General features: G+C 36.5%; 15 protein-coding genes. 13 read left to right on the forward strand and 2 right to left on the reverse strand.

All coding sequences use genetic code 11. From position 1 onward, the window contains the following. The first annotated feature begins 109 nt into the window (after positions 1–109). The 11 genes from HZI73_RS09965 (at position 110) to HZI73_RS10015 (ending at position 17,724) form a co-directional block, all read left to right on the forward strand. A complete protein-coding gene (locus HZI73_RS09965; RefSeq protein WP_212698097.1) occupies positions 110–907 on the forward strand; it encodes a DeoR/GlpR family DNA-binding transcription regulator in 798 nt (265 codons plus the stop codon). A gap of 133 nt (positions 908–1,040) precedes the next feature. Beyond that, complete coding sequence (locus HZI73_RS09970; protein ID WP_212698098.1) at positions 1,041–1,919, forward strand: carbohydrate ABC transporter permease; 879 nt, start codon at positions 1,041–1,043, stop codon at positions 1,917–1,919. A 19-nt stretch (positions 1,920–1,938) separates the two neighbouring features. Continuing rightward, complete coding sequence (locus tag HZI73_RS09975; protein ID WP_212698099.1) at positions 1,939–2,769, forward strand: carbohydrate ABC transporter permease; 831 nt, start codon at positions 1,939–1,941, stop codon at positions 2,767–2,769. Between the two features lie 40 nt (positions 2,770–2,809). Beyond that, positions 2,810–4,189, forward strand: coding sequence for an extracellular solute-binding protein (locus tag HZI73_RS09980; protein ID WP_212698100.1), 1,380 nt, complete (start codon positions 2,810–2,812; stop codon positions 4,187–4,189). 14 nt (positions 4,190–4,203) lie between these two features. Next, positions 4,204–5,673 (forward strand): CehA/McbA family metallohydrolase, encoded by a 1,470-nt coding sequence (locus HZI73_RS09985; protein WP_212698101.1) that lies wholly within the window; start codon positions 4,204–4,206, stop codon positions 5,671–5,673. Continuing rightward, entirely contained in the window at positions 5,651–6,364 is a 714-nt protein-coding gene (locus HZI73_RS09990) for an HAD family hydrolase (protein WP_212698102.1), read from the forward strand. Before HZI73_RS09985 ends, HZI73_RS09990 begins: the two co-directional genes overlap by 23 nt. Positions 6,365–6,611: 247 nt before the next feature. Beyond that, positions 6,612–7,547, forward strand: a complete 936-nt coding sequence (locus tag HZI73_RS09995) for an alanine-tRNA synthetase second additional domain-containing protein (protein WP_212698103.1) — start codon at positions 6,612–6,614, stop codon at positions 7,545–7,547. Positions 7,548–8,015: 468 nt separating this feature from the next. Continuing rightward, entirely contained in the window at positions 8,016–11,093 is a 3,078-nt protein-coding gene (locus HZI73_RS10000) for a GNAT family N-acetyltransferase (protein WP_212698104.1), read from the forward strand. A 52-nt stretch (positions 11,094–11,145) separates the two neighbouring features. Then, complete coding sequence (locus HZI73_RS10005) at positions 11,146–12,003, forward strand: amidohydrolase family protein (RefSeq protein WP_212698105.1); 858 nt, start codon at positions 11,146–11,148, stop codon at positions 12,001–12,003. Positions 12,004–12,068: 65 nt separating this feature from the next. Further along, positions 12,069–12,590 carry a GNAT family N-acetyltransferase gene (locus tag HZI73_RS10010; protein ID WP_212698106.1) on the forward strand — a complete coding sequence of 174 codons (522 nt, stop codon included), beginning with the start codon at positions 12,069–12,071 and terminating at the stop codon, positions 12,588–12,590. 145 nt (positions 12,591–12,735) lie between these two features. Then, complete coding sequence (locus HZI73_RS10015) at positions 12,736–17,724, forward strand: Ig-like domain-containing alpha-2-macroglobulin family protein (RefSeq protein ID WP_212698107.1); 4,989 nt, start codon at positions 12,736–12,738, stop codon at positions 17,722–17,724. A gap of 134 nt (positions 17,725–17,858) precedes the next feature. Here HZI73_RS10015 and mnmH read toward each other — a convergent pair whose 3' ends face one another. Next, positions 17,859–18,974 carry a tRNA 2-selenouridine(34) synthase MnmH gene (gene mnmH, locus HZI73_RS10020; protein ID WP_212698108.1) on the reverse strand — a complete coding sequence of 372 codons (1,116 nt, stop codon included), beginning with the start codon at positions 18,972–18,974 and terminating at the stop codon, positions 17,859–17,861. A 122-nt stretch (positions 18,975–19,096) separates the two neighbouring features. On the opposite strand from mnmH, the gene HZI73_RS10025 reads away from it, so the two are divergent. Continuing rightward, on the forward strand, positions 19,097–19,972 hold the full coding sequence (locus HZI73_RS10025; RefSeq protein ID WP_212698109.1) for an MBL fold metallo-hydrolase: 876 nt from the start codon (positions 19,097–19,099) through the stop codon (positions 19,970–19,972). 284 nt (positions 19,973–20,256) lie between these two features. Here the strand turns inward: HZI73_RS10025 and HZI73_RS26520 are convergent, their stop codons facing one another. After that, entirely contained in the window at positions 20,257–21,228 is a 972-nt protein-coding gene (locus HZI73_RS26520) for a CAP domain-containing protein (RefSeq protein ID WP_246552444.1), read from the reverse strand. A gap of 568 nt (positions 21,229–21,796) precedes the next feature. On the opposite strand from HZI73_RS26520, the gene HZI73_RS10035 reads away from it, so the two are divergent. Further along, on the forward strand, positions 21,797–22,381 hold the full coding sequence (locus tag HZI73_RS10035) for an NAD(P)H-dependent oxidoreductase (protein WP_330619720.1): 585 nt from the start codon (positions 21,797–21,799) through the stop codon (positions 22,379–22,381). Positions 22,382–22,411 lie beyond the last annotated feature (30 nt).

The raw sequence follows: 22,411 nt of genomic DNA on the forward strand, positions 1-22,411 counted from the left end.
TTACTTATTAGAAAGTCCTTGAATGTAACATATGAAATAGCTAATCAACTTTTAAAGGGGATATTTTTTTGATATAATAACCCTATAATAAAAAGTAGGAGACAAGCAGATGATTCCAAAAGTCCAAAAAAGAAGAGCAGAGATTAAGAATATTGTTAACATAGAAGGTAAGGCTTATGGCAATGAACTCTCAAAGATGTTTGGTGTAACCACTGAGACCATTCGTGCTGATTTAGATTTTATTGGTATGCAGGAAGGTTATATACGTATACATGGTGGTATCACCAAAGAAGAAACAGAACATTTCAATATGCAGTATAAATACCACGAACGCCAGACCAATTATGTTGAGGCTAAGAAGAAAATATGTTACCATACCATGGATCTGATTGAAGATAATGACTGCATTTATGTGGATACAGGTTCAACGGTTACTTTTTTACTTCATTATATTAATCGGAGAAGAAACATCACCCTTGTAACACCTTCTATCGCTTTATTGATGAAATATGTCACTGAGAATTATGCGCAAGTGTTTCTAAATCAAGGACATACCTTCATCTTCATAGGGGGTGAGGTGGATGCCAACATATTAACAACCTATGGTACATTCTTTCATCAAACAGTAGAGGATTTTAACTTTGATAAAATGATTTTTTCTGTAGATGGCATTGATTATAAAAAAGGATGTACAGACGTGGATTACGCTTCTTATGCGATGATAAAGTCCGTGAGTAAAAAGGCCAACAAGAAGATTGCCATCATGGATAAAAGTAAATTTGGACGGGTTGCAACCCACCATGTTATTGGCTGGGACAGCATAGATTACTTGGTTACAGACTATGCATTGGACCACAAATGGAAATCCCTATTAAAGCAAAAAAACATCACCTATAAGCAGATGTAAAATTTGGCATTTATAACATAAAACAAAATTATTTGCTATAAAAACAAAATATTAACCAAATATTAACGAGCTCTTTACTTGAGCTTTATTTTTTTTTGCTTTTTTTATGCTATTATGATTTTGAAAGGAGGGAATGGTGAAAGTGAGTAAGAAACATACGATTAGATTACTGTTTGTTTTACCTTTTTTAATACCCTTGTTTTTGTTTTGGATTATTCCGCTATGCTTAGCATTTGCCATTAGTTTCACCGATTGGGATTATTTATCGGCAGATATTCATTTTGTTGGACTATACAATTATGTGGATATCTTTACAGATAGTGACTTTATGAAAGCGTTAATCAATACCTTGGTGTTTGGTCTTGGAACTATTGTATCAACCATTGCACTAGGTCTGCTCTTTGCTTTTATTTTTCAAAAAAATTTCAAGGGTCATCGCATCTATCAGATGATTATCTTTAGCCCTTGGGTTACCCCTGCTGTTGCCGTATCTTTGGTATGGTCTTGGATCTATGAACCGGAGAGGGGATTTGCTAACTTTATCCTTGGATTGTTTGGTTTACAGCCATTGGAATGGCTTCATAGCTCAGATACAGCTATGTTGAGTATCATTATTTTTACCATATGGAAGTCCATTGGTTGGACCATGTTATTTTATATTGGTGCTTTGGAACGAGTTCCTAGAAGTACATACGAAGCAGCTGAGATAGATGGTGCTAATGATATAAGCAAATTTATCCATGTCACAGTTCCTCTTATATCACCCACTACTTATTTTTTATTTATTATTAATTTAATCTCATCCATACAAGTATACGACCAAATACAGATTATGACACAAGGTGGCCCAGGAGGCAGTACAACCACCTTACTTTACTTGTATTATAAAAAGGCTTTTCAAAACTTCCAGATGGGTTCTGCAAATGCTGTAGCAATGGTCATACTGGCTATCATTATTCTATTGTCACTACTAAGTACTTATGTCAGTAAGAAATGGGTGCATTATGAATAGAAAAGAAGGGATGTTAAACATGAAAAAAATGAGATTGACCATCAAGCATATTTTCCTCATTAGTATAGCCATTATCTTTGCATTTCCTTTTGTATGGATGGTCTTTGGTGTCTTTAAAACCAACAACGAGATTTGGCAGGAACCTTATAAGTTATTGCCTAGTCACTGGGACATTGCAAAAGTGGTTGAAAGTCTTGGACAGATCAATTTTAATGGCTACATGTTGAACAGCTTTTATGTGGGTATATTCGGTACCTTATCGATACTGATTGTTGCGCTGTTGTTTACCTATGTGGTTGTTTTTCTTAAAAATAAAAATACCAACTTCTTGTTTGTATTAGTGCTTGCCACCTATATGCTGCCAAGTGCAGTTACCTATGTACCATCTTATGTGATTCTTGCAAAAATGGATTTGCTAAACAAGCTAAATGGTATGATATTTTCATGTTTAGCCAGTGTTTTCGCAGTATTTTATCTGCGACAATCCTTTCTTAAGATGAGCTATGATTTTGTGGAAGCTGCAAGAATTGATGGGGCCAACGATTTTAAAATTATCTATCATGTGATTTTTCCAATGAACAAGTCAGCCTTCTATACAGTAGGTGTGTTGACATTTGTACAACTCTATAACAGTTATATGTGGCCAAGTATCATGATTAATGACGATAAAAAATTCTTGGTTTCCCAAGGTTTGCGCCAATTCTTTATTCAAGACGGAGCATATGGTATGAATTGGTCGGAGGTTATGCTGGCCAGTACATTAACCCTACTGCCAGTCATTCTGATCTTCATTATTGGACAGAAATGGTTTGTAACAGGGATTGTACAAGATAGTGGTATAAAAGGTTAAATCATTCAACATAACAATGACATGAAATGGAGGATTAGAAATGAAAAAAATATGGAGTTTATTAGTCGTTATTGCTTTATTGGTAGGCTGTTCCAGTACACCAAGTTCAGAAACAAAGGTACCTGCTGACTCAGATGCTCTAACAAAAGCAGAGCAAGGAACAGATAAAAAAGACAACACAAAAGAAACGGTGGTTGTGGAACTGTGGCATGCATTAGGAGGTTCTCTTGGTGATGGTTTATTACAGATTATTGATACCTATAATCAATCACAAGATACCTACCAAGTGAAGCCAGTGACCATTGGCAGCTATAGTGAAATTGATGAGAAATTACAAGCAGCCTATGTGGCAAAAACAGTGCCCGCATTAGTAGCTGGAGGTTCTTATGATACATTTTATAAGAAAGGATTAGTGGAGAGCTTTGAAGACTATATGCCAGAAGACTACGATAAAAGTGATATTGTTGGCGGATTTATGGATGCAGCTCTAAGAGATGGCAAGATGGTCTTTGCACCTGCTTACGGTACATCTCAGGTATTATACTATAATAAAGCTGTTTTACAAGAAGCAGGGTACGATAAAGAAGACATGAAATCTTGGCAAGACATCGTGGCTATGTCAGACAAGGTGATGGGCATGGATACCAATAAGGATCAGATTAAGCACATATGGGAGCCCATGTGGGGTTCAGGTAATATGGCAGATGTTGTGTCAAGTGCAGGTGGACATTTTATATCCGATGATGGACAAACCGTTACAATTAACGACGCCATCTGGGTAGAAGTACTTGAACAATATAGGAAGTGGATTCATGAAGACAAAGTCATGCGTATTCATTCTGGTGGACAAGGCTGGGAATATTGGTACAAAACCATGGATGATTGGGTATATGGTAAATCTTTGGGTTATACAGGATCACCAGGGGACTATGTCATAGCTCTTGAAGCCGTAGGAAAGGCAATTGATGAAGGGTACAAAAATGAGTTTGGTGTGACACACCAAGCAGGATGGAAAGGCAACGATCCAGCACCATACTTCTCAAGCCTTATGTATTTCATTCCAAAAAGTGATAAGTTAACAGAAGAACAAAAGAAAGGTGCGGCAGAATTTGTGACCTTTGCCACAAACACCAACAACACAGCTATGTTCTCCATGGCAACAGGTTATGCAGCTGTTCGAAAATCAGTACTTGATTTACCAGAGTATCAAGCCTACCTTTCATCTAATCCAGATGCTGATGCAGCTCTCAAGCAGATTGACTTATATGCTGTACCGGAATTTGTTGATCCCACAGGTGGCGCAATAATGGATGCTCTGTCCGAAGCCGTTGATAAGATACAGATTGAAAATATATCAGCAAAGAAAGCTTTAGATGAAGCGGCTAAAAAAGCACAGAGGGCATTAGATAAAGTTAAGTAAACGAGGTAGATAATATGGATAATAAAGGATATACCCAATCACTTGAAAAACGTCTTCATCATGGTATGGAAGTCTTTCATATGGATATAGCTGACCCCATCCATTCACTGTCATTGGCATGTGAAACAACCATAAAAGCACCCATTAGGGTATGGCTGTATAATCCGACTGGTATATTTATCGGAGAAGTGAGTATGGGATATAGTCATTTTATTCCCTATGTCTATATATCCCGTGTAAAAGCGACTATGAACGGCTTAGCCCATGACCTTATTGGCGGTAGCTATAAGGTGGTTATCTTCACCTACGAAGAGGAAGCAGCATTTGTAAAAGATGAGCTTATGGTCCGTTTTAACATAACCGTCAATGAAGATAAGGCCATTGATAAGGCATATCTTCAAGAAGAAGCATGGTATGGTGAAAACGGTGTGCGATTAGATTTTGATCACTGTATCAAGGATGAAGCCAAGTATTATAAAGGCGATTTCCACGGACATAGTATATATTCGGATGGTAAAAACCAACCATCACAAGTGGCAAAAATTGTGCGGCAGCAAGGACTTGATTTTATAGCTCTAACAGAACATAACACCATTCCTTTTGGTTACAAGAAACTGGGCTGTTTACCTATTCCATCCTTTGAATTGACATTGGATATGGGGCATATGAACATACATGGTGTCCATCGATTAGCCTTTCCAGAACTTGTGCAATCCAGTCAAAATCCATATGATTTATTGCATCAAACACTGGAAACTTATACCCCTACCGCAAATATTTCAATGAACCATATGTTTCTAGAACCTTGGCACTTTCAAGATGGTGATTTTGATATGCGGCGTATTCATACCCTTGAAATCATCTGTGACCCAACCTATCCCACTTCTCCAGAAGCCAATGATAAAGCTGCTAGGTTCTTGGACTTTTTATGGGAAGCTGGTTTTAAAATCTATGGCATTGGGGGAAGTGATAGTCATAACCTGTACGAAGAACGTTATGAAGGTGCTTCTTTACCATCTGTCTATGGTGACCCTGCTACGTATGTTCATTGTCATGGGTTATCCATTAACCATGTCATTGATGGCATAAAACATGGTCATTGCTACGTGGCAAGATTTGTACAATTGGATATAAATATTATGCATGAAACGTATTTACCAGGGCAGCAAATAGGTGATGATGTACGTGAACTGACTTATCAAATAAAGGTCAAAAATTGTTGTAGCACGTATAGGGGGCGATTCATTTGTAACGGCAGAGTCATAAAACAGCAAATGATCTCCAAAAAAAATTCAACCATGAAGCTGACCATCATCTTATCTGAAGACCCCTTTTGGCTACGATTTGGATTATACGATGAAGATGGACATGTTATTGCTTATGTGAACCCTATTTATAACAAGTTAAATGAAATAGCCGAAACAAAGTTAAGTCAATTACTAGAAAAGTTTGGTGAACAATATGATAAAAGGTATATTATTTGACAAAGATGGTACGCTCATTGAATTTATGGTCATGTGGCATCAGGTGATGACCTATATATTTGATGAACTGGAACATGTGTTTCATATGGACAATGATACACTTACAGCGTTAAAGCATCTTTCTGGCTATGGTCCAGAAGGGTTTCAAAAAGAAAGCATGATCCAATATGTATCAACCACAGACATCATCCGTCAATGGTATCAGGTCATGACCAATGATTCACAACCAGCGTCTATTACAAGAAAACAACTGATGAAACTATTTGAAAAGCATGCTGTAAGAAAAGATATTCCAATTCAAGTTCTTGAAGGGGTCGAACGTTTATTACAGGATTTGAAAAGTGAAGGTTATTATCTTGGTATCGCCACTGCTGATACCTTAGAATCGGCAGAGTATAGTTTGAAAAAAGCAGGCATATATGATTACTTTCATTATATAGGTGCTGATGATGGTCAATATGAAGCAAAGCCATCACCTCAGATGGCACATGCGTTCTGTCAGCAGATGGCTATATCTCCAGAAGCCTTATTAATCGTTGGTGATAGTGTGACGGATATGATGTTTGCTCAGAATTCAGGTGCACATTTTATTGGTTTGGAAACACCCTATAACGATTCCAATCAATTTATACATAACCAGTATCCTACTGTTGATAAGATCTATAAAATTATGGATCGTCTTAAATACTAGTACCATTTTAAAAGAAGCCTGTCTCTTATGGGATAAGGCTTTTTTTTCGTTATAATGCGTTCCATAGATAGGATTGAAAAATTAATGAATTGTATGTATAATATGCGGTATAATGAGAGCTATAGGAATAACGGAGATACCCATAAAAAATTGGTTAACTTAAGGAACATATGAGGAAGGATATTAAGGGTTTCATGTCGAATACACTAATAGGATTGTGTAAAAAAATAGATAGGATGTGAATGGTATGGCCATTACTTTACTACAAGAAGCTTTAATGTACTCTGTATATTTTGCACCCCGTGGACGTAAGCGGATATTAAATTTAGGGCATCAGATCTCTCAAAGGTATTTAAGTCCATTAGATAAATTAATCGGTTTTGTAGGCGATTCTGGAGCAGGTAAGTCGGTAATTATTAAGGGTATGTTTCCAGGGCTTGAGCTGACCAATGATGACGATGGTGTCAACGTAAGACCATTGCCATTATTAGATGGTTCCGATACAGGATTTTTTAGCAGTCATACGTATCATATAGATGTACGGTTTGAGTCGGCATTCACACAGATGTATATCTTAGCGGATGCCATAAAAGAGGCTGTTAAAAATGGTAAAAGGGTTATTGTGGAGCATTTTGAGTTGGTGTACCCTTATTTGAATATGAATGCTGAGATCATCATTGGTATTGGTGAAGAAGTCATTGTGACAAGGCCAAGTATTTTTGGTCCATGTCCTGAAAACGTTGCTAATATTGTGCATAAATCCATTAAATACAGACGGATGGCCCATACAGCCGAGGACCTTACAGGCTATGTTTTGGAAAAAGAATTTGGATTTGAGCATTGTGAAGGGCATAATGATGTGAAGCACGGATTTGTATTAGAGTTTGATACGAAGCCTAACATTGATATTGAAGCATTGGAAAAGAAAACCTTGGCATTAATTAATCAGAACCTTGACATATGTTATGTGGATGATAATCATATCAACATTGGTGGTCAAGAAAAATTTGAGTGTACGGGTCCAAGGATTCACCTAAAAAATTCAGGAGAAATAGAGAACTTCCAACTGGTTAAAGAACTTAAGTATAGCCCAATGACGAAGTTGTACGCCTTAATTGGCATTGTTGGCTATGGTTCTCCAACCAATGTTAATGCTCTGAACAGTATAAGTTACAGCAATTAATTCAGCAATATGTTTTATCTTATAGGAAACGCCCATGAAATTAACATATGCAATAGAAGGGTTTTCCTATGTAGTAAGGATACTTCTTAACAAAACAACTGGCTTTCCAAGGCGCCATGTAATTGCTTTGTTTCAAGGTTCAAATTGGTACTTGTAATGGTATAATTTTCATGCTATTATATTAAATAAGAGTTTTATCATTAAAACCCTTATTTATGTGATATAAATCGTGAAAGGAGGTCATAATATGTTTAACCAAACAGGAAGCAAATTAATAAAAGCACACAACATATTGTCTAATGGCCTACAGAAAAGTTATTAAAATTAAGGTATCCTTATACCTATAAGCTGTAGGAATAGCTACAGCATATCTATACGTACATGTTAGAACAATGGCTGTAGCTAGATGCTACAGCTTTTTTGATGCTTTTTTTAGGCCGAAACATGATTGAAGGGGGCAGTAAAGCAATGAATGATATTAAGATTGTCATGTATGAACATGGTTACGCACAACCTCTTGCGGATATGTGGAATAAAAGTGGTGAAAACTGGGGTGGAGAGGATGTCATTAAGACTGCTGAAGACATCATCAATGAAAATGAAAGTATGGGTAACATCTGTGCTTACCTTGCCCTAGATGGGGAGGAAGTCGTAGGTTACTGTAGTTTTTCAGAGTACAAACAGGATGAAGGTGCTTCTTATATACCTTTACTGAATGTACGACCAGACTGCATTGGTAAAAAAATAGGTAAAAAACTTGTACTGGAATGTGTGAACAAGGCTATGGGTGAGAAATGGCCTCGTTTAGATCTCTATACGTGGCAAGGCAATGATAAAGCTGTACCTTTATATAAAAAATGTGGTTTCTTCTGGGAAAACAGAGACGATAGTACACATCTCATGAACTTTATCCCTTATGTGATGCGCACAGAAGCTGTTAAAGAATTTTTTGAGGTGTTTGACTGGTATAAAGATAACAAGCGAGATATAAAGGTTGAATGCGATGGACGTCTAGAAGGTGATTTTGACTACTTTGATTATCGATGGGAAAAGGATGGTCTTAATCTGGCCATGGAATTTGAAAGAAGAGGTAGAGGGTTAACATGTATCAAAACCAATGATTACCTTATACGTGCACGTGTAACCAAACAAAACCTTGTCAGTGGTAGAGATTATGACATCACTTATGAAGTGGTGAACATCAGTGGTAAGCCACTACATGTTGCCATTGAGGGTGTGGAAGATAAAAACATTGCCTTTGATTTTGAGTATGCTGGTGATATAAAAGGCCAAGAAAAGATAGTGGCAAATTATCATCTAGATGCCATCGATGAACCACAAGATAAATGGAAAACACATCCCTGTGTGACAGCTCAAGTGACTATTAATGGGCAAAAAGCACTTTTCAAAGTAGGGATTAACCCCAAATTACCCATAAAAATGGCTATTGGCGATCAAGAAAACCCAAGGGTTATAGGTGAAAACACCTGTTATGTGGACATTGAGAATGGTTTTGATGAAGAGATGACCATGACCTGTCGCTTAGCCAGCACAGATGTTGTGACCTTTGATGAGCCAGAGATAACATGCACAATAAAGGCATCTGAAAAAGTATCCATTCCCGTTAAATGTCAGGTATTAACCTATGGTTTTTATAATCAAATGATTGATGTGGTCATCAACACAAAAAATGAAACATTAGAGCATCAAGCCAAATTAAGAGGTGCTTTTCGAGGACGACATGGTAGGTATCATGGTGAAGATGAGAAAAATTATTTTATTTATAACGGTTCTTATTGTGTCAATTTATTTAAGAAAAATAACGCCCTCTCATTAAAACGTTTAGGTGGTCATGAAAAGGATGCGTTATATATCATCGTACCCCTATTAGGAAAACCTTACTTTAATGAGTTGGAAAATAAAAAACCAGAATATGTGGAACTGATTTCAAAAGAGACCAGTGAAATGATGAAAGCACATTATCCATTAGAAAAGAAATCAGGTATTGAATTAGATGTATGCATAGAGTTACTTGAAGAGGGTATTATAAATACCTTTGTGGAAATAGTAAACGTTACAGATGACCATAACTTTGATACACTATATGTCACACAACAGTTCTATCAATTATGTTACAATTCACATCTGCCTTATGATGGAAGCATTATGCGAACACCTAATGCTGATGGTATGTTGCCCTATAAATGGGATAGTAATAAGCTAGATGAACCTTGGGTATTTAGCCAATATGAAGGTACCAGGTGCATTGGTTGGGACCCGAGTATGAACGTTACTTTGAATCATGTATTTCTTTCTCTTGAAACGGAGATAAAGGATTTAAAACCGGGTGAAGGTTTTGTAACCCAACCTGTTACTTGTGCAGTTGACGCATTTGATACATGGCAAGCATTTCGACGTTACATGGGGCATACCACGCCTGTCGATCCCGTAAAACAAGATTTTCAGTGTGTTGTTAATGATAACAATCCATTTATTGAAGAAAGTAAAGTAGCCATTACCTTTGAAGAAGCTAAGAAGATTCCCATAGAAGGAAAAGTAAATGCCATATCGCAAATGGGTGCCTTTGGTCCTATGGAACAGAAGTTAACCTATACCGATAACAAAGCAGCCTTCACATTGTCTTATAATAAGGTGCCAGAAATGGATGTGTTGCACATGGACATTGATACCATTAACAAGTGCATTAGCCGTGAGAAAGCAATCTTTTTTAAAGGTTCAGATGCGGTTGTTACAGAATCCTATATGGAACATGATGTGGAAGTATATAAGGTAAGTAACGGGCTTGTGACCATGAAATCAGCACCAAGCTTTGCATCGGGTATCTATTCCTTATCCTATAAAGGTCATGAGTGGCTGGATTCTAGTTTTCCAACACCTGCTATTAAAGGATGGTGGAACTATTGGACTGGTGGTATGCATACGAAGCCAGAAAAATTAAGTTATGCATCTGCTTATGAAGAGGTAAAGCATGCAGAATTTGTTCATCAGAAGGATAATATGGGGAACATGTGGTCGGGTATTAAAACCACCTTATCCATAGATAAACAAAAAGAATTGAAAGGTATTGTCATTGAAGAATACTTCCTACTATTACCAGGTGTACCTGTTATCTGCCAATATGCAGTGATTACCCAAAATATGGATAAGTATCTTCTAGGGGAAAAAGCCATTCGATTGATGTTTATCAAAGCAGGTGATGACGTAAAAGATAATTATGTATGGGGTGATAACAGAGGTCAGAAAGAGATGTATCGGTGCATGGGTTCTGAATTTGACTTTTATGTTAAAAAATACATGATTCATGGTTCTAACAAGCAAGATTACTTGATGACACGTCTGTTATCAGAAGGGAACATACATGAATTCTACCATACCAATGGTGTTAATTTTACAGAAGACTTTCATAAACTAAACATGCCTCATGGCACAAAAAAAGCGACGAAACCTTCTTTTATCCTATTTTCTAAAGACATGTTAGATGATGTGGTCCTTGAAGACCTCTATGGCATTCAATTTGATGTATAAATGGTTAACGTATCATGTGTAACCACGTAAGTCTAAAATTAAGGGGGCAGCAATGAAGATAATTGATGCACACATTCATTTTTCAAATATTAAAGTATTTCGAGAGACAGCCGATGTTTTATCCCGTGTGAATTATACCTATAAGGGTCACATGGATACTTTCAAAAAAAATAATGTGGTGGCTACTGTTGCTATGGGCCTTCAAGAAATCAGGGAAGATCACTTCCCTGATTCTGACTGTCCAAATCCAATGGTCTGTGATCTGGATAGTAGGCAGCCAGCAAACATGTACACCTGTCTAGGCATTAATCCAGCAAGACTTGCAGGTGATTTAAAAAGTCAGGAACTTCATCATATTGAAATTGGATTAAAAGAACAGTACACAATTGGCCTAAAAATCTATGCAGGCTATTATCACTACCATATCTATGATGACATCTATCAACCCATCTACCGTTTAGCAGCCAAATACCAAGTACCTGTCGTTATTCACACAGGAGATACCTATTCAGAACAAGGCATATTGAAATACGCTCATCCTTTGAACGTAGATGAATTAGCCGTTGCTAATCGTGATGTCACCTTTGTGATTGCTCATATTGGTGATCCATGGGTCATGGATTGTGCAGAAGTCGTTTATAAAAACGCTAATGTCTACGCAGATCTATCCGGGCTCATTGTAGGTGATCGCCAACAAGTAGAGCGTATGGCAGGAAAAAAACATTTTGTGGACCATCTTAAAAGAGCCCTTGTATATACGGATAACTATAAAAAATTCATATTCGGGTCGGATTGGCCCCTTGTGGATCTGAATGCTTACATAGCCTTCATTAAGGGGCTTATTCCAGAAGCACATCATGAAGATGTCTTTTATAAAACAGCTGGTAAAATTTTTAATATAAACCTTTAAACATGACGATGATATAGGTGAGATAAGCATGATGACTAACATATAAAACATAAGGAGTGTTGAGCATGGAGATACGTTTTGAAGAGATTGATAAAAAGCAGATTAAGCCTTTTGAATATATAGCCAAATGGAGTAACGACCCAGAAATTAAATATCTGATAGGCGCTAATTTTTCAGAAGAAGAGATGCCGGATGTGACCAAGGAACAGATTCACACCAATGCTAATAAGGATCATAAAAAATATATCTATTTAATATTGGATGGAGATGAGCCCATTGGTGATTTATCCATTACCATTGACCCACCTCATTTAAACAAAAAAGAAGAACATACAGGATGGATTAGCATCTGTATTGGTGAAGGCAGTTATCGTGGAAAAGGTGTTGCTTTTCAAGCCATGATTTTTTTAGAAGAAACATGTAAAGCACTGGGACTGAAGCGTATTGAACTAGGTGTTTTTGAATACAATGAAAGAGCCAGGGCCTTTTATGAAAAATTGGGATACAAGACCTTTGCTCGTATTGAGGATTTCGTTTATTTTGATGGTAAATGGCGTGCAGATATACGTATGGAAAAATATTTATAAATTAATTTCATTTTTTTGGAACTTTTTAAAATACTTTCCGTCTAAAAAGATATAACACCATATAAGAGACTTTTGGCGTGCTTAAAATCATGTTAAGAAGCACGTTGCCTTATACGTATGAACCACAAGGAAAGGGGAAAGAAAAATGAAGAAAAAAATAGTGAGTTTAGTCATTATGATTGCTCTTGTTGTAACGATTTTTACAAGCCGTTCATTACATCAAGATATTGTTGTCAATGCGGAAGAATTTCGAAACGGTTATGCACTGATACCTGATCAGTTTGATTCAACAGGTATTCATTTGGACACGACATTTTTATTAAAACCTGAAGGCAGTACAAAGCTGACGTCAGATGACGTACAGAAGAAACTCCAAATGGAGCCTGCTATACCATTTGCTGTTACGAAAGTGGAAGAAGGATTCCGTATTACATTGGAAAAATCCATGAACTTAGACAGTTTGTATCAATTTTCATTTGAAGACGTTTCTTGGGTGTTCCAAACAAGGTCAGAATTTGCACTTCTAGGTGTTTTACCAAGACATGAGTCTTCCAATGTACCTGTTAATACAGGGATTGAATTTTATTTTAACCAGGCAAATGCTGAGATTGAAAAGTTCTTTCAAATTGAGCCAAAAGTTTCAGGAAAGTTTGAAACCCATGGTAAAGCTGTTGTGTTTGCACCTAAAGGCGGCTTAAAGCCAGGAACCATCTACACCGTAACCCTTAAAAAAGGTGCCAGCCTAAAAGGGTCTGAGCAACAATTAAAAGAAGATTTTGTCTTCCAATTTGAAACATCTCCAGAAGGGAATAGTGAACAACAAAATCCATTAGGACAATTCAATTTTTTAAATATAGTCAATGAATTTGGGACGAAAGAAGTACCTCGTGTTCCCATCAATTATTATGTTTATGATACCAAGAAAGCGAAAGATGACATGGACATTAATGTCTATGCTTATAAAACCATAGATGATTTCACCTCCGCTCTAAAAACCTATAGTGAAGTTCCCAGATGGTCTTATTTGAGCAGAGAAAAGACAGCATTAAGCGTAAAGGGTTTGTCGAAAGTTCAATCATTCACACAACCCCTTAGGCTTCAAGAATTTGATGAACATTTTATAGAACTACCAGAAGCTTTACCAGCAGGTTATTATGTCATAGATGGTCATTGGAAAGATATTAACTTCCAAACTCTTATACAAGTAACGGATATTAGCTTTTATTATATTGGTGGCGGTCATAATACACCTATTCCCTTTGCAGAAAAGAGTACAAATAACCCATCAGGTGGCAAAGATAATCTTTTATGGATTAATGATTTGAAAACAGGTAAATCCATAGAAGGTGCTCAGGTGGCAAGAGTTGGTGCAACTGACAAGTATACCAGTGATGCTTCAGGGGTTGTTCAAATGGCTTCTACAAAAGAAGAAGATGACCAATCAGCTATCTATACCATCAATGACGGTGAACGAAGCGCTGTTTTCATGTCAATGGGTATCTATGGTAGGAAAGGTTATAATGAAGCCAATCATTGGCGTTATCTACAAACGGATAGAGGCCTATATCAACCGGATGATACAGTGGAATTCTTTGGTTTCTTACAAGGTCGCTATAAAGATGAAGAAATCAACGAGTTAACCATTGAGATTACCCAGAGTAACTGGTATTTCTGGAAATATATGCCTTATGCAGGTGATGATTTAGCCTTAGAAAAAGTAACAGTAAAAGCAGACCATGGATTTTTTGATGGTAAGATTCAACTACCTTATTTAGACGAAGGCAGTTATCAAGTATCTGTTCGTCATAAGGATGAAATTGTAGCCAGTCAATATATTCAAGTGGAACAATATACCAAACCTGCTTATAAACTTGAAATGGATAAAGATAAAGAAGCTATCTTTATTGGTGAAAAAGTAACCTTTAATATTAACACGTTATTTTTTGAAGGCACTCCTGTAGCCAATCTTGAAGTGAACTATAATCTTAATGGTATGGAACATCGTAATGGTACAGAGAAATCAGATACAAAAGGGCAAGTGAATGTGGACTACAAGCCGGATTATGTAAAGGATACACAGGGTATTCAACATATGAACATCAGTGCCTTTGCCAAGTTACCAGAATCAGGTGAAATCTATGGCAATGAAGATGTCCGCGTATTTGTTAATGATATTCATGTCAACATTGAAGCCAAAAGAGAAGATAAAGAAGGTACATTATCCTTAGATGTTCATGAATATGATCTTAGCCGATTAAATAATGGTACCGCAGAACACGATAATGATTACTTGGGTTCAGTGAAGCCTGGTCAAACAATAACAGGAACCATCTATAAAAACGAATGGATCAAACGTGAAGTAGGCGAGTACTATGATTTCATTAACAAGGTTGTGCGTAAGCGTTATGAATATGATAAGAAAAAAACCAAAGTTAAAGATATCACCCTCACCACAGACCAAGAAGGAAAAGCCACAACATCCCTTCAATTTGACCAAATAACCAGCTGTTATTACAGTGCTGAATTAAACACCGTTGATGGTAATGGCAGAAAGATGACATTTGATGCTCATTTTAGTAAAAGATGGCACTATACACCTTATGAAGGTGATGCTTATAAACTTCAATCCGATAAAGATGTTTTTGATGTGGATGAAGATATGACATTAACATTTGTGAATAAAGATGAACCACTTAAGGGCGGCAATTATCTCTACATGACGGCTCAAAATGGTATACACGATTACCATGTAAGTGATCAGTCCACCTATACAAGAACATTTGATGCAAGCTTAATACCGAATGCGACCATTAGAGGGGTGTATTTTAACGGTAAAACCTATGTACAACAAGATTTTAGTGCCAGGTTTAATATAGAATCTAAAAAGCTTGTATTTGAAGCCAAAACCGATAAAGACGCGTACAAACCAGGGGAGACATGTACCGTTACATTAACAGCCAAAATCTATTCAAAAGAAGAAGGCAAGCATATACCAGCTAAAGATGTTTATGTCAATGCAAGTCTAGTAGATGAAGCATTATTAAAGTTGAATGATCAAGAGATTAATACGTTAGAAGAATTGTATAGTCATATTGACAGTGGTTTAGGTATGAGTTACATGTCTCATAGCAACCGGAATCATAATGTGTTTATGTATCGAGGATATGGCATGGTGGTTGAAGAATTAACCAAGGAAGCTATGCCTCAAGCAGCTAATATGAAATTTGATATGGCCATGGACGATAGCCTAGAATCTGGATCCGTCTATGTGAGATCTGTATTTAAAGACACAGCTTTATTCAAAACCATCAAATTAAATGAGCAAGGTGAGGGTACTTTCTCATTTACATTACCAGATAATGTGACGTCATGGCGTATGACTTTTGCAGGTATTTCCAAGTCGTTACAAGCAGGAACCAATAAAGAAGAAGTCATTGTGTCATTACCATATTTTATAAACACAAGTCTTGCTAAGACTTATCTCGTAGGGGACCAACCATTTGTTGGTGTGAGTGTATATGGAAAAGCATTAAAAGAAGGCGAGAAGATAGACTATCTTGTGACAGCAGAAGGTACGGATTTTAAAGCGACAGCTACAGGAAAAGCTTTTGAACGTGTGAACATCCCATTATGGGAAATGAAAGAAGGTTCTTACGATCTTGTCATAAAAGCCAAGTCAGAATCAGGTTATACAGATGGTCTTCAACAAACCATTAACGTGGTTACAACGTATCATGAAATGCAAGTAGCCGATTACTACGATTTGAAAAAAGGTTTAAAAATTAAGACCAATGATAAAGGGTTGACCACCATCATGATGCTTGATCAAGGTAAAGCCAAGTTTTTACCAAGCCTTTATGGATTAGCTTATAGCGGTGGAAAAAGAGTGGATCAGAAATATCTAGGCTATCAGGTGAGTGCATTCTTAAAAGAGCACTTTGACTTAGATGAGATTATTAAAGATGAAGTGAAAATTTCAGATTATGAAATACCTGAAGGCGGTATAGCATTACTACCTTATGCCGACAGTGATCTTGAAACAACCGTGAAGCTATTACCTATCATTAAAGATCAGATTAATACCCAGAAGATGACGTTATACTTACGTAATGAACTTCAAAACAAAGCCAGTAGAAATCATGCAGCAGCCCTTTATGGATTGGCTATTCTAGGTGAACCTGTGTTAAATGAATTAGAGCGTTATGATACAATATCTAATAACACTTTAAAAGACCAGTTATATCTGGCGTTAGCATACAGTGAAGTGGGAGATACCTATAAAGCTAAAATCATATACGATAATAAGGTAGCGAAACATGTGGAGAGTTATGATGCCGTTAAGCGTGTAAAATATGGTAAGTCAACAGATGATTATCTTGTATACTCAGCTCTTACCATGGTATTAGCCTCTAAACTAAACATGGAAGATCGTGACCTATTCCATGCTTATGTTACCAGTGAATACTCAGAAGAGGTACTGACAAATATTGAAGAATTCGTCTATGTGATGCAAGAGTTTGATAAGGTGACCGATGAAAAAGCTAAAGTGACCTATCGTTATCAAGGTAAAACCGTTGAGAAGGTGTTAGAAGGCGGATGGTATGAAAACATCAAAATACCTTCTAAAAACTTATCGGCACTGGACATTCAAAAAGTTGAAGGTGACGTTGCACTTGTAGCCATTTACAATAAATCAGCTGTAATTGACCGGAAACAAGATGAGCATATTACCATTAACCGCACCTATTATGATTATGCAACAGGTAAGCAACAAAATACATTTAATGAATCGGATATTGTTAAAGTTGTTTTGGATGTGGATATAGATCAAAAGGCGATCGACAATTACTACACCATTACAGACTATGTACCATCTGGCCTGGCACCCATAGCTAATTCAAGAAAATTTGGACTTAGAGATACAGATAATTACTATTATTACAAAGATGTAGAGGGTCAAAAAGTAACCATGCATATTGGTAAGAATTATAAAGATAAGCCTGAATTATATTATTACGCAAGAGTTGTCACACCAGGAACCTATAAAGCAGAAGGTACCATTGTATCTGGAAGCCGTATAAGAGACAGCTTTAAAATATTAGAGATGAGTGAAATCAAGATAAATCATGAGTAAGTGAAATGGAGAAAGCAATCATCCATGGGGTGATTGCTTTCTTTCTTATGAAGAAAATTATTTGAAATTAGCATATGAAATAGAAGCTTTTTCATATGCCTCATGGATACTTTCTTAAGGAAACAACTTGGTTGTTATTTGCTGCTTTCTTTTTTGTGAATATCAATGAGGTTTTTAACAGCTGTATCTAAATCAGCTGAATTAATTTCATAATCAAATGTACCATAGAATTTCTTCCATTTTTTATACATAGGATCATAATAATGGTCCAGTAGCAGGCTAACAAATGCGTGTAAGTTTCTTGTTTCCAAGTCATGTACCATTTTATTATAATCCGCATTGGATAGGTAAGATTTTATACATGAAAGAGCTTCCTTGATTTGATTAAAGTTTGCCTCAGGTATACCTTGGCTTTGCATATAATCGTCAATAAGCAGCTGAATACGTAACGCTTTATCTAAGTGGATCATGACGTGAATACCAGTCTTAATGTGATGCATGGCATAGGCAGGTACCGTTCTTTTGCCTATTTTTGTACTTTCTGCCTCTACAAAAACCATGTTGTCACCAAAAGCTTTGTTTTTATTATAAATGGCCGTTTCAAAAGCTTTTTGGGAGGGTTGTTCACCAAGACCAACACCACCAAAGACAGACCCTCGGTGATGAGCTAATCCTTCGAGATCCAGAACAGGCATGCCAGCTTTTTCAAGTGCTTTTAGAAGTAAGGTTTTACCACAACCAGTATAACCATGAAGTACAATATATGGCGATGGTGTATCCAAACGCCTTTCAAAATCACGAAGAACATAATGGCGATAAGCTTTATAACCACCTTCTAATTGGAAAATAGGCAGGTGCATAAGGGACATGACTGTAGCAATGGATTTACTTCGCATACCTCCACGCCAACAAAAAATAACGATTTTGCTATAACCTTTTGACACCGTTTTAATTTTTTGATACATATCCGGTAGTTTATGGCATGCAATGTCAAACCCATTTTCTTTGGCTGTGGTTTTACTGATGTTTTTATAGGTGTGACCTAGCATAGCCCGTTCATCGTTATCAAACACAGGTATATTAATAGCACCGGGTATGGTATCTTCTGCATATTCTAGTGGTGATCGAACATCTATGAAAATGACTCGGTCCATATGCAGACAAGTATCTATGGTAATGGTATTCATGTTGAAATCCTCTTTTCTATAGTATTCGACTTCTATAGTATACAGTATTAACCTTGTGTTCATCAATATAAAATCTTAATGCTAAACAGATATCAATATTATCATGAAACTTATTGGCATTTGCTAATAATGGGTATATAATGAATAAGGGCGTATAGATAATGAATAAGTAAAGGGTGAAGAACATGTGTATTACGATTACAACTTTAATTGAAAACAGTGGAGGAGGTAATGGTTTATACCAAGAACACGGTTTGTCTTTTTATGTTCAGGTAGACCAGCACAACATCCTCTTTGATACGGGGCAGAGTGATAAGTTTTTACATAATGCAGAGGTATTAGGTGTGGATATGACAACACTGAATGATGTCATTATTAGTCATCGGCATTATGACCATGGTGGAGGTTATCCATATTTAGTGGATCGTTTGCAAGTGCAACCCACATTGCACATTAGTAAACATTTTTTTGTCGAAAAATACGCCCTTAATGAGGGAGAGTACCGAACAAAGGATACATGTATTCATGAAGACGCTATAAACCGTCATCATATTCCTACAGAACTTGTTCGTGATAAGATTAAGTACATAGCTAGAGATGTTTTTATCGTCGGTAATTTTCAAGAACAGATAGATTTCGAAAAAACAGATAACCATTTTTTTATCAAAAAGGATGGTAAGTATGTACGGGACAGTTTTAGAGATGAGATTGCCCTATGCATTAAAACATTTGAGGGGCTTATTGTCATGGTTGGCTGTTCTCATCCAGGTATTGTTACCATGTTGACATCCATTGTGAAACGTACAGGTGAATCCATCTACATGGTTATTGGTGGAACACATCTCATTCACGCCAGTGACCAACGCATTAAAAAAACCATGGATTATTTTACAAAACAAGATATCGATTACATTGGTGTATCCCATTGTACTGGAGAAACGGCAACGGATGCTATGCAATCCATGAAAGGTTATTTTTTAAATAAAACCGGTACAGTCATACATATTGGTAAATATGGGGAAGTTAGCATAAGTCATTCCGATGACCATATTGTGCCATAATAAAAAATGTTATACAAAAACTCGCTCAATGATGATTTGATTATCCATTGGGCGAGTTTTTCTTCTTTAGGAATGCTCATGAAATTACACAAGTTATTATGAAATTACCGAGTGGAAATAGTAAAGGGGAATATGGAGCTACGAGCCACGGACGGCGAGTTCAGCATGGGTTCAAGCAACTTTTACAAGTTGCACTATTAAACATGGACGTTTAATCTGCTGACGTAATATTCCCTTTTACTATTGGAACGACTGTTGTTACAGTGGGAATGTTCTCTAATCAATTATTTACGAATAAAAATCTGTGTAAACATGTTGCCATATTGTCCACCTTTTTGAATACCCACACCAATATGTGTATACTCTGAGCTTAGAATATTTTGACGATGACCAGGAGAATTCATAAGGGCTTCGTGAGCTTTATCAACAGTTTGATTACCTGCAATGTTTTCTCCAGCTTTAATATAACTTACGCCAAAGTTTTTGAGCATATCAAAGGGGCTACCATAAGTTGGTGAGTTATGACTGAAATAATTCTTATCAATCATATCTTTGGACTTAATTCTTGCTATCTCCGATAATTCATTATCGGCTTGTAATGCTGGAAGACCATTTTGTTTACGTGACTGATTAACAAGGTTAATCATTTGTTGCTCGCCACTGGATATACTTTGGTTAGTGGTTGTGTTTTGGTTTCCATTAGCTGTTGCATTATCATTTGGTGCTGTTGTATTAGGTGTTGCAGCATTATTAGGTGCTGGTGTTGTGTCTCTTCCTGGAGTCGTTGCCGTACTGCCTGGTGTAGTTGGTGCTCCATTTGCACCAGGTGTACGCATGATATTACCAGGTAATTGTGGGGTTTTGCCACCACCAGGCATGTTTACATTTGGGGTACCTTGGGGTGCATTCATATTGGTTTTATTAGGTTGTTGAGGTGTTACAGGTGTACATTGTGCTTGTGGCACAAAACCAATTTTATTATTGGGGAGTTGTACGCAATACCAATCATCATTGACTTTGCTTAAAACATTTAAATTGGTATTTTTGTTGGCACTTTGTAAAACTTGTGAATTGGGGTCACAGCCCACAGTCACATTAGCTTTGGGTGCTGTAATTTGAACAGCTTTTACTTCGCCAGTTTCGTTAATAGAAGATTCAACGCCTTTTACAGGCTCATCTTCTTTTGTTGTACATGCTACATTGAATACCATCAAGAGCATCATACATGACAATAATAGCGCTTTTATTTTTTTCATGGTTACCTCCTTATAAAATGAATAAATGTGTTTCGTTTGAGCATTCAATCCTCTTTTTGATAGAACAAAAGAGGCTACGCCTCGTTCCGCAAAGCGGATTTGTCCGTTAGGAAAATTTCATTAGCACAAATGAGAATGATTCTATCTCATTTGTTAAATTGAGAACTTTCCTATAAGATAAATACTCAAATACAAGATGAATACTCAAATACAAGATGAATGAGAAGCTTGTGCTTCACCAATAATAAATAGAGAATGTGGTTTTTGACATCATTATTGGTTTGTATTCTCTCATATAATTAGTATCTGATGTACACAAAATATTATTAAAAAAAATACAAGTAATATAGGAGATATTTACCATTAAAAAATTATGAAAACAAGTATATCAACATACGTATATTAAGCGATAAGATGTAATTAATGGAATCATATGATTACTTAATTTTGCTAGACTTTCAGGTAGAAAGAAGATAGAATAATAGAGTAGAGACAGTATAAACTAAAAGCATTATAAGAAACCTATGATTAATCCATGCAAATGCAAGCATGCATAAAGGAGATGATAATGATGAACCATTTGATCGTATATGCCCATCCTAATCCTCGGAGTTTTAATCACGCTATTATGGATACGGTTGTAGACCTTTCAGATAAAAAAGGTCATGAAACCCGTGTTAGAGATTTGTATGCCATGAATTTTAATCCTGTCCTTCAAGGGTCCGATTTTGAAGCTTTCCATAAAGGAGACGTTCCAAAAGATATTCAAGAAGAACATGAACATATTAAATGGGCAGATACCATAACCTTTATTTATCCTATATGGTGGGCGGCAATGCCAGCCATGATGAAAGGATACGTTGATAAAGTTTTTTCTAACGGATTTGCTTATGAATATGTTGGTGGGAATCCTGTTGGATTACTAGGCGATAAAACAGTTATTATATTGAATACAACAGGCAGTCCTAGTGATTTGTATGAGCAAATGGGCATGCACGATGCCATAAAGCTGGTATCGGATACAGGTAAATTCCAATTTTGTGATATGAAGGTAGCAACGCATACTTTTTTCGGTGCTGTGCCAAAAGTGGATGATGACACACGTAAAGGTTATTTACAAGATGTTAAAAGAATAATGGATATGTATCTATAGAAGGTCATATCATAAAAAGCTAAAAAAGCC

Source organism: Vallitalea pronyensis (genome assembly GCF_018141445.1).
Lineage (GTDB): Bacteria > Bacillota > Clostridia > Lachnospirales > Vallitaleaceae > Vallitalea > Vallitalea pronyensis.

Excerpts from the sequence above, each read along its gene's own strand:
- mnmH (WP_212698108.1), bottom strand. The coding sequence starts at position 18,974 with ATGAACACAAGGTTAATACTGTATACTATAGAAGTCGAATACTATAGA.
- HZI73_RS10010 (WP_212698106.1), top strand. The coding sequence starts at position 12,069 with ATGGAGATACGTTTTGAAGAGATTGATAAAAAGCAGATTAAGCCTTTT.
- HZI73_RS09965 (WP_212698097.1), top strand. The coding sequence starts at position 110 with ATGATTCCAAAAGTCCAAAAAAGAAGAGCAGAGATTAAGAATATTGTT.
- HZI73_RS10025 (WP_212698109.1), top strand. The coding sequence starts at position 19,097 with ATGTGTATTACGATTACAACTTTAATTGAAAACAGTGGAGGAGGTAAT.
- HZI73_RS10005 (WP_212698105.1), top strand. The coding sequence starts at position 11,146 with ATGAAGATAATTGATGCACACATTCATTTTTCAAATATTAAAGTATTT.
- HZI73_RS09980 (WP_212698100.1), top strand. The coding sequence starts at position 2,810 with ATGAAAAAAATATGGAGTTTATTAGTCGTTATTGCTTTATTGGTAGGC.
- HZI73_RS09990 (WP_212698102.1), top strand. The coding sequence starts at position 5,651 with ATGATAAAAGGTATATTATTTGACAAAGATGGTACGCTCATTGAATTT.
- HZI73_RS10000 (WP_212698104.1), top strand. The coding sequence starts at position 8,016 with ATGAATGATATTAAGATTGTCATGTATGAACATGGTTACGCACAACCT.
- HZI73_RS26520 (WP_246552444.1), bottom strand. The coding sequence starts at position 21,228 with ATGAAAAAAATAAAAGCGCTATTATTGTCATGTATGATGCTCTTGATG.
- HZI73_RS10035 (WP_330619720.1), top strand. The coding sequence starts at position 21,797 with ATGATGAACCATTTGATCGTATATGCCCATCCTAATCCTCGGAGTTTT.
- HZI73_RS10015 (WP_212698107.1), top strand. The coding sequence starts at position 12,736 with ATGAAGAAAAAAATAGTGAGTTTAGTCATTATGATTGCTCTTGTTGTA.
- HZI73_RS09985 (WP_212698101.1), top strand. The coding sequence starts at position 4,204 with ATGGATAATAAAGGATATACCCAATCACTTGAAAAACGTCTTCATCAT.
- HZI73_RS09970 (WP_212698098.1), top strand. The coding sequence starts at position 1,041 with ATGGTGAAAGTGAGTAAGAAACATACGATTAGATTACTGTTTGTTTTA.
- HZI73_RS09975 (WP_212698099.1), top strand. The coding sequence starts at position 1,939 with ATGAAAAAAATGAGATTGACCATCAAGCATATTTTCCTCATTAGTATA.
- HZI73_RS09995 (WP_212698103.1), top strand. The coding sequence starts at position 6,612 with ATGGCCATTACTTTACTACAAGAAGCTTTAATGTACTCTGTATATTTT.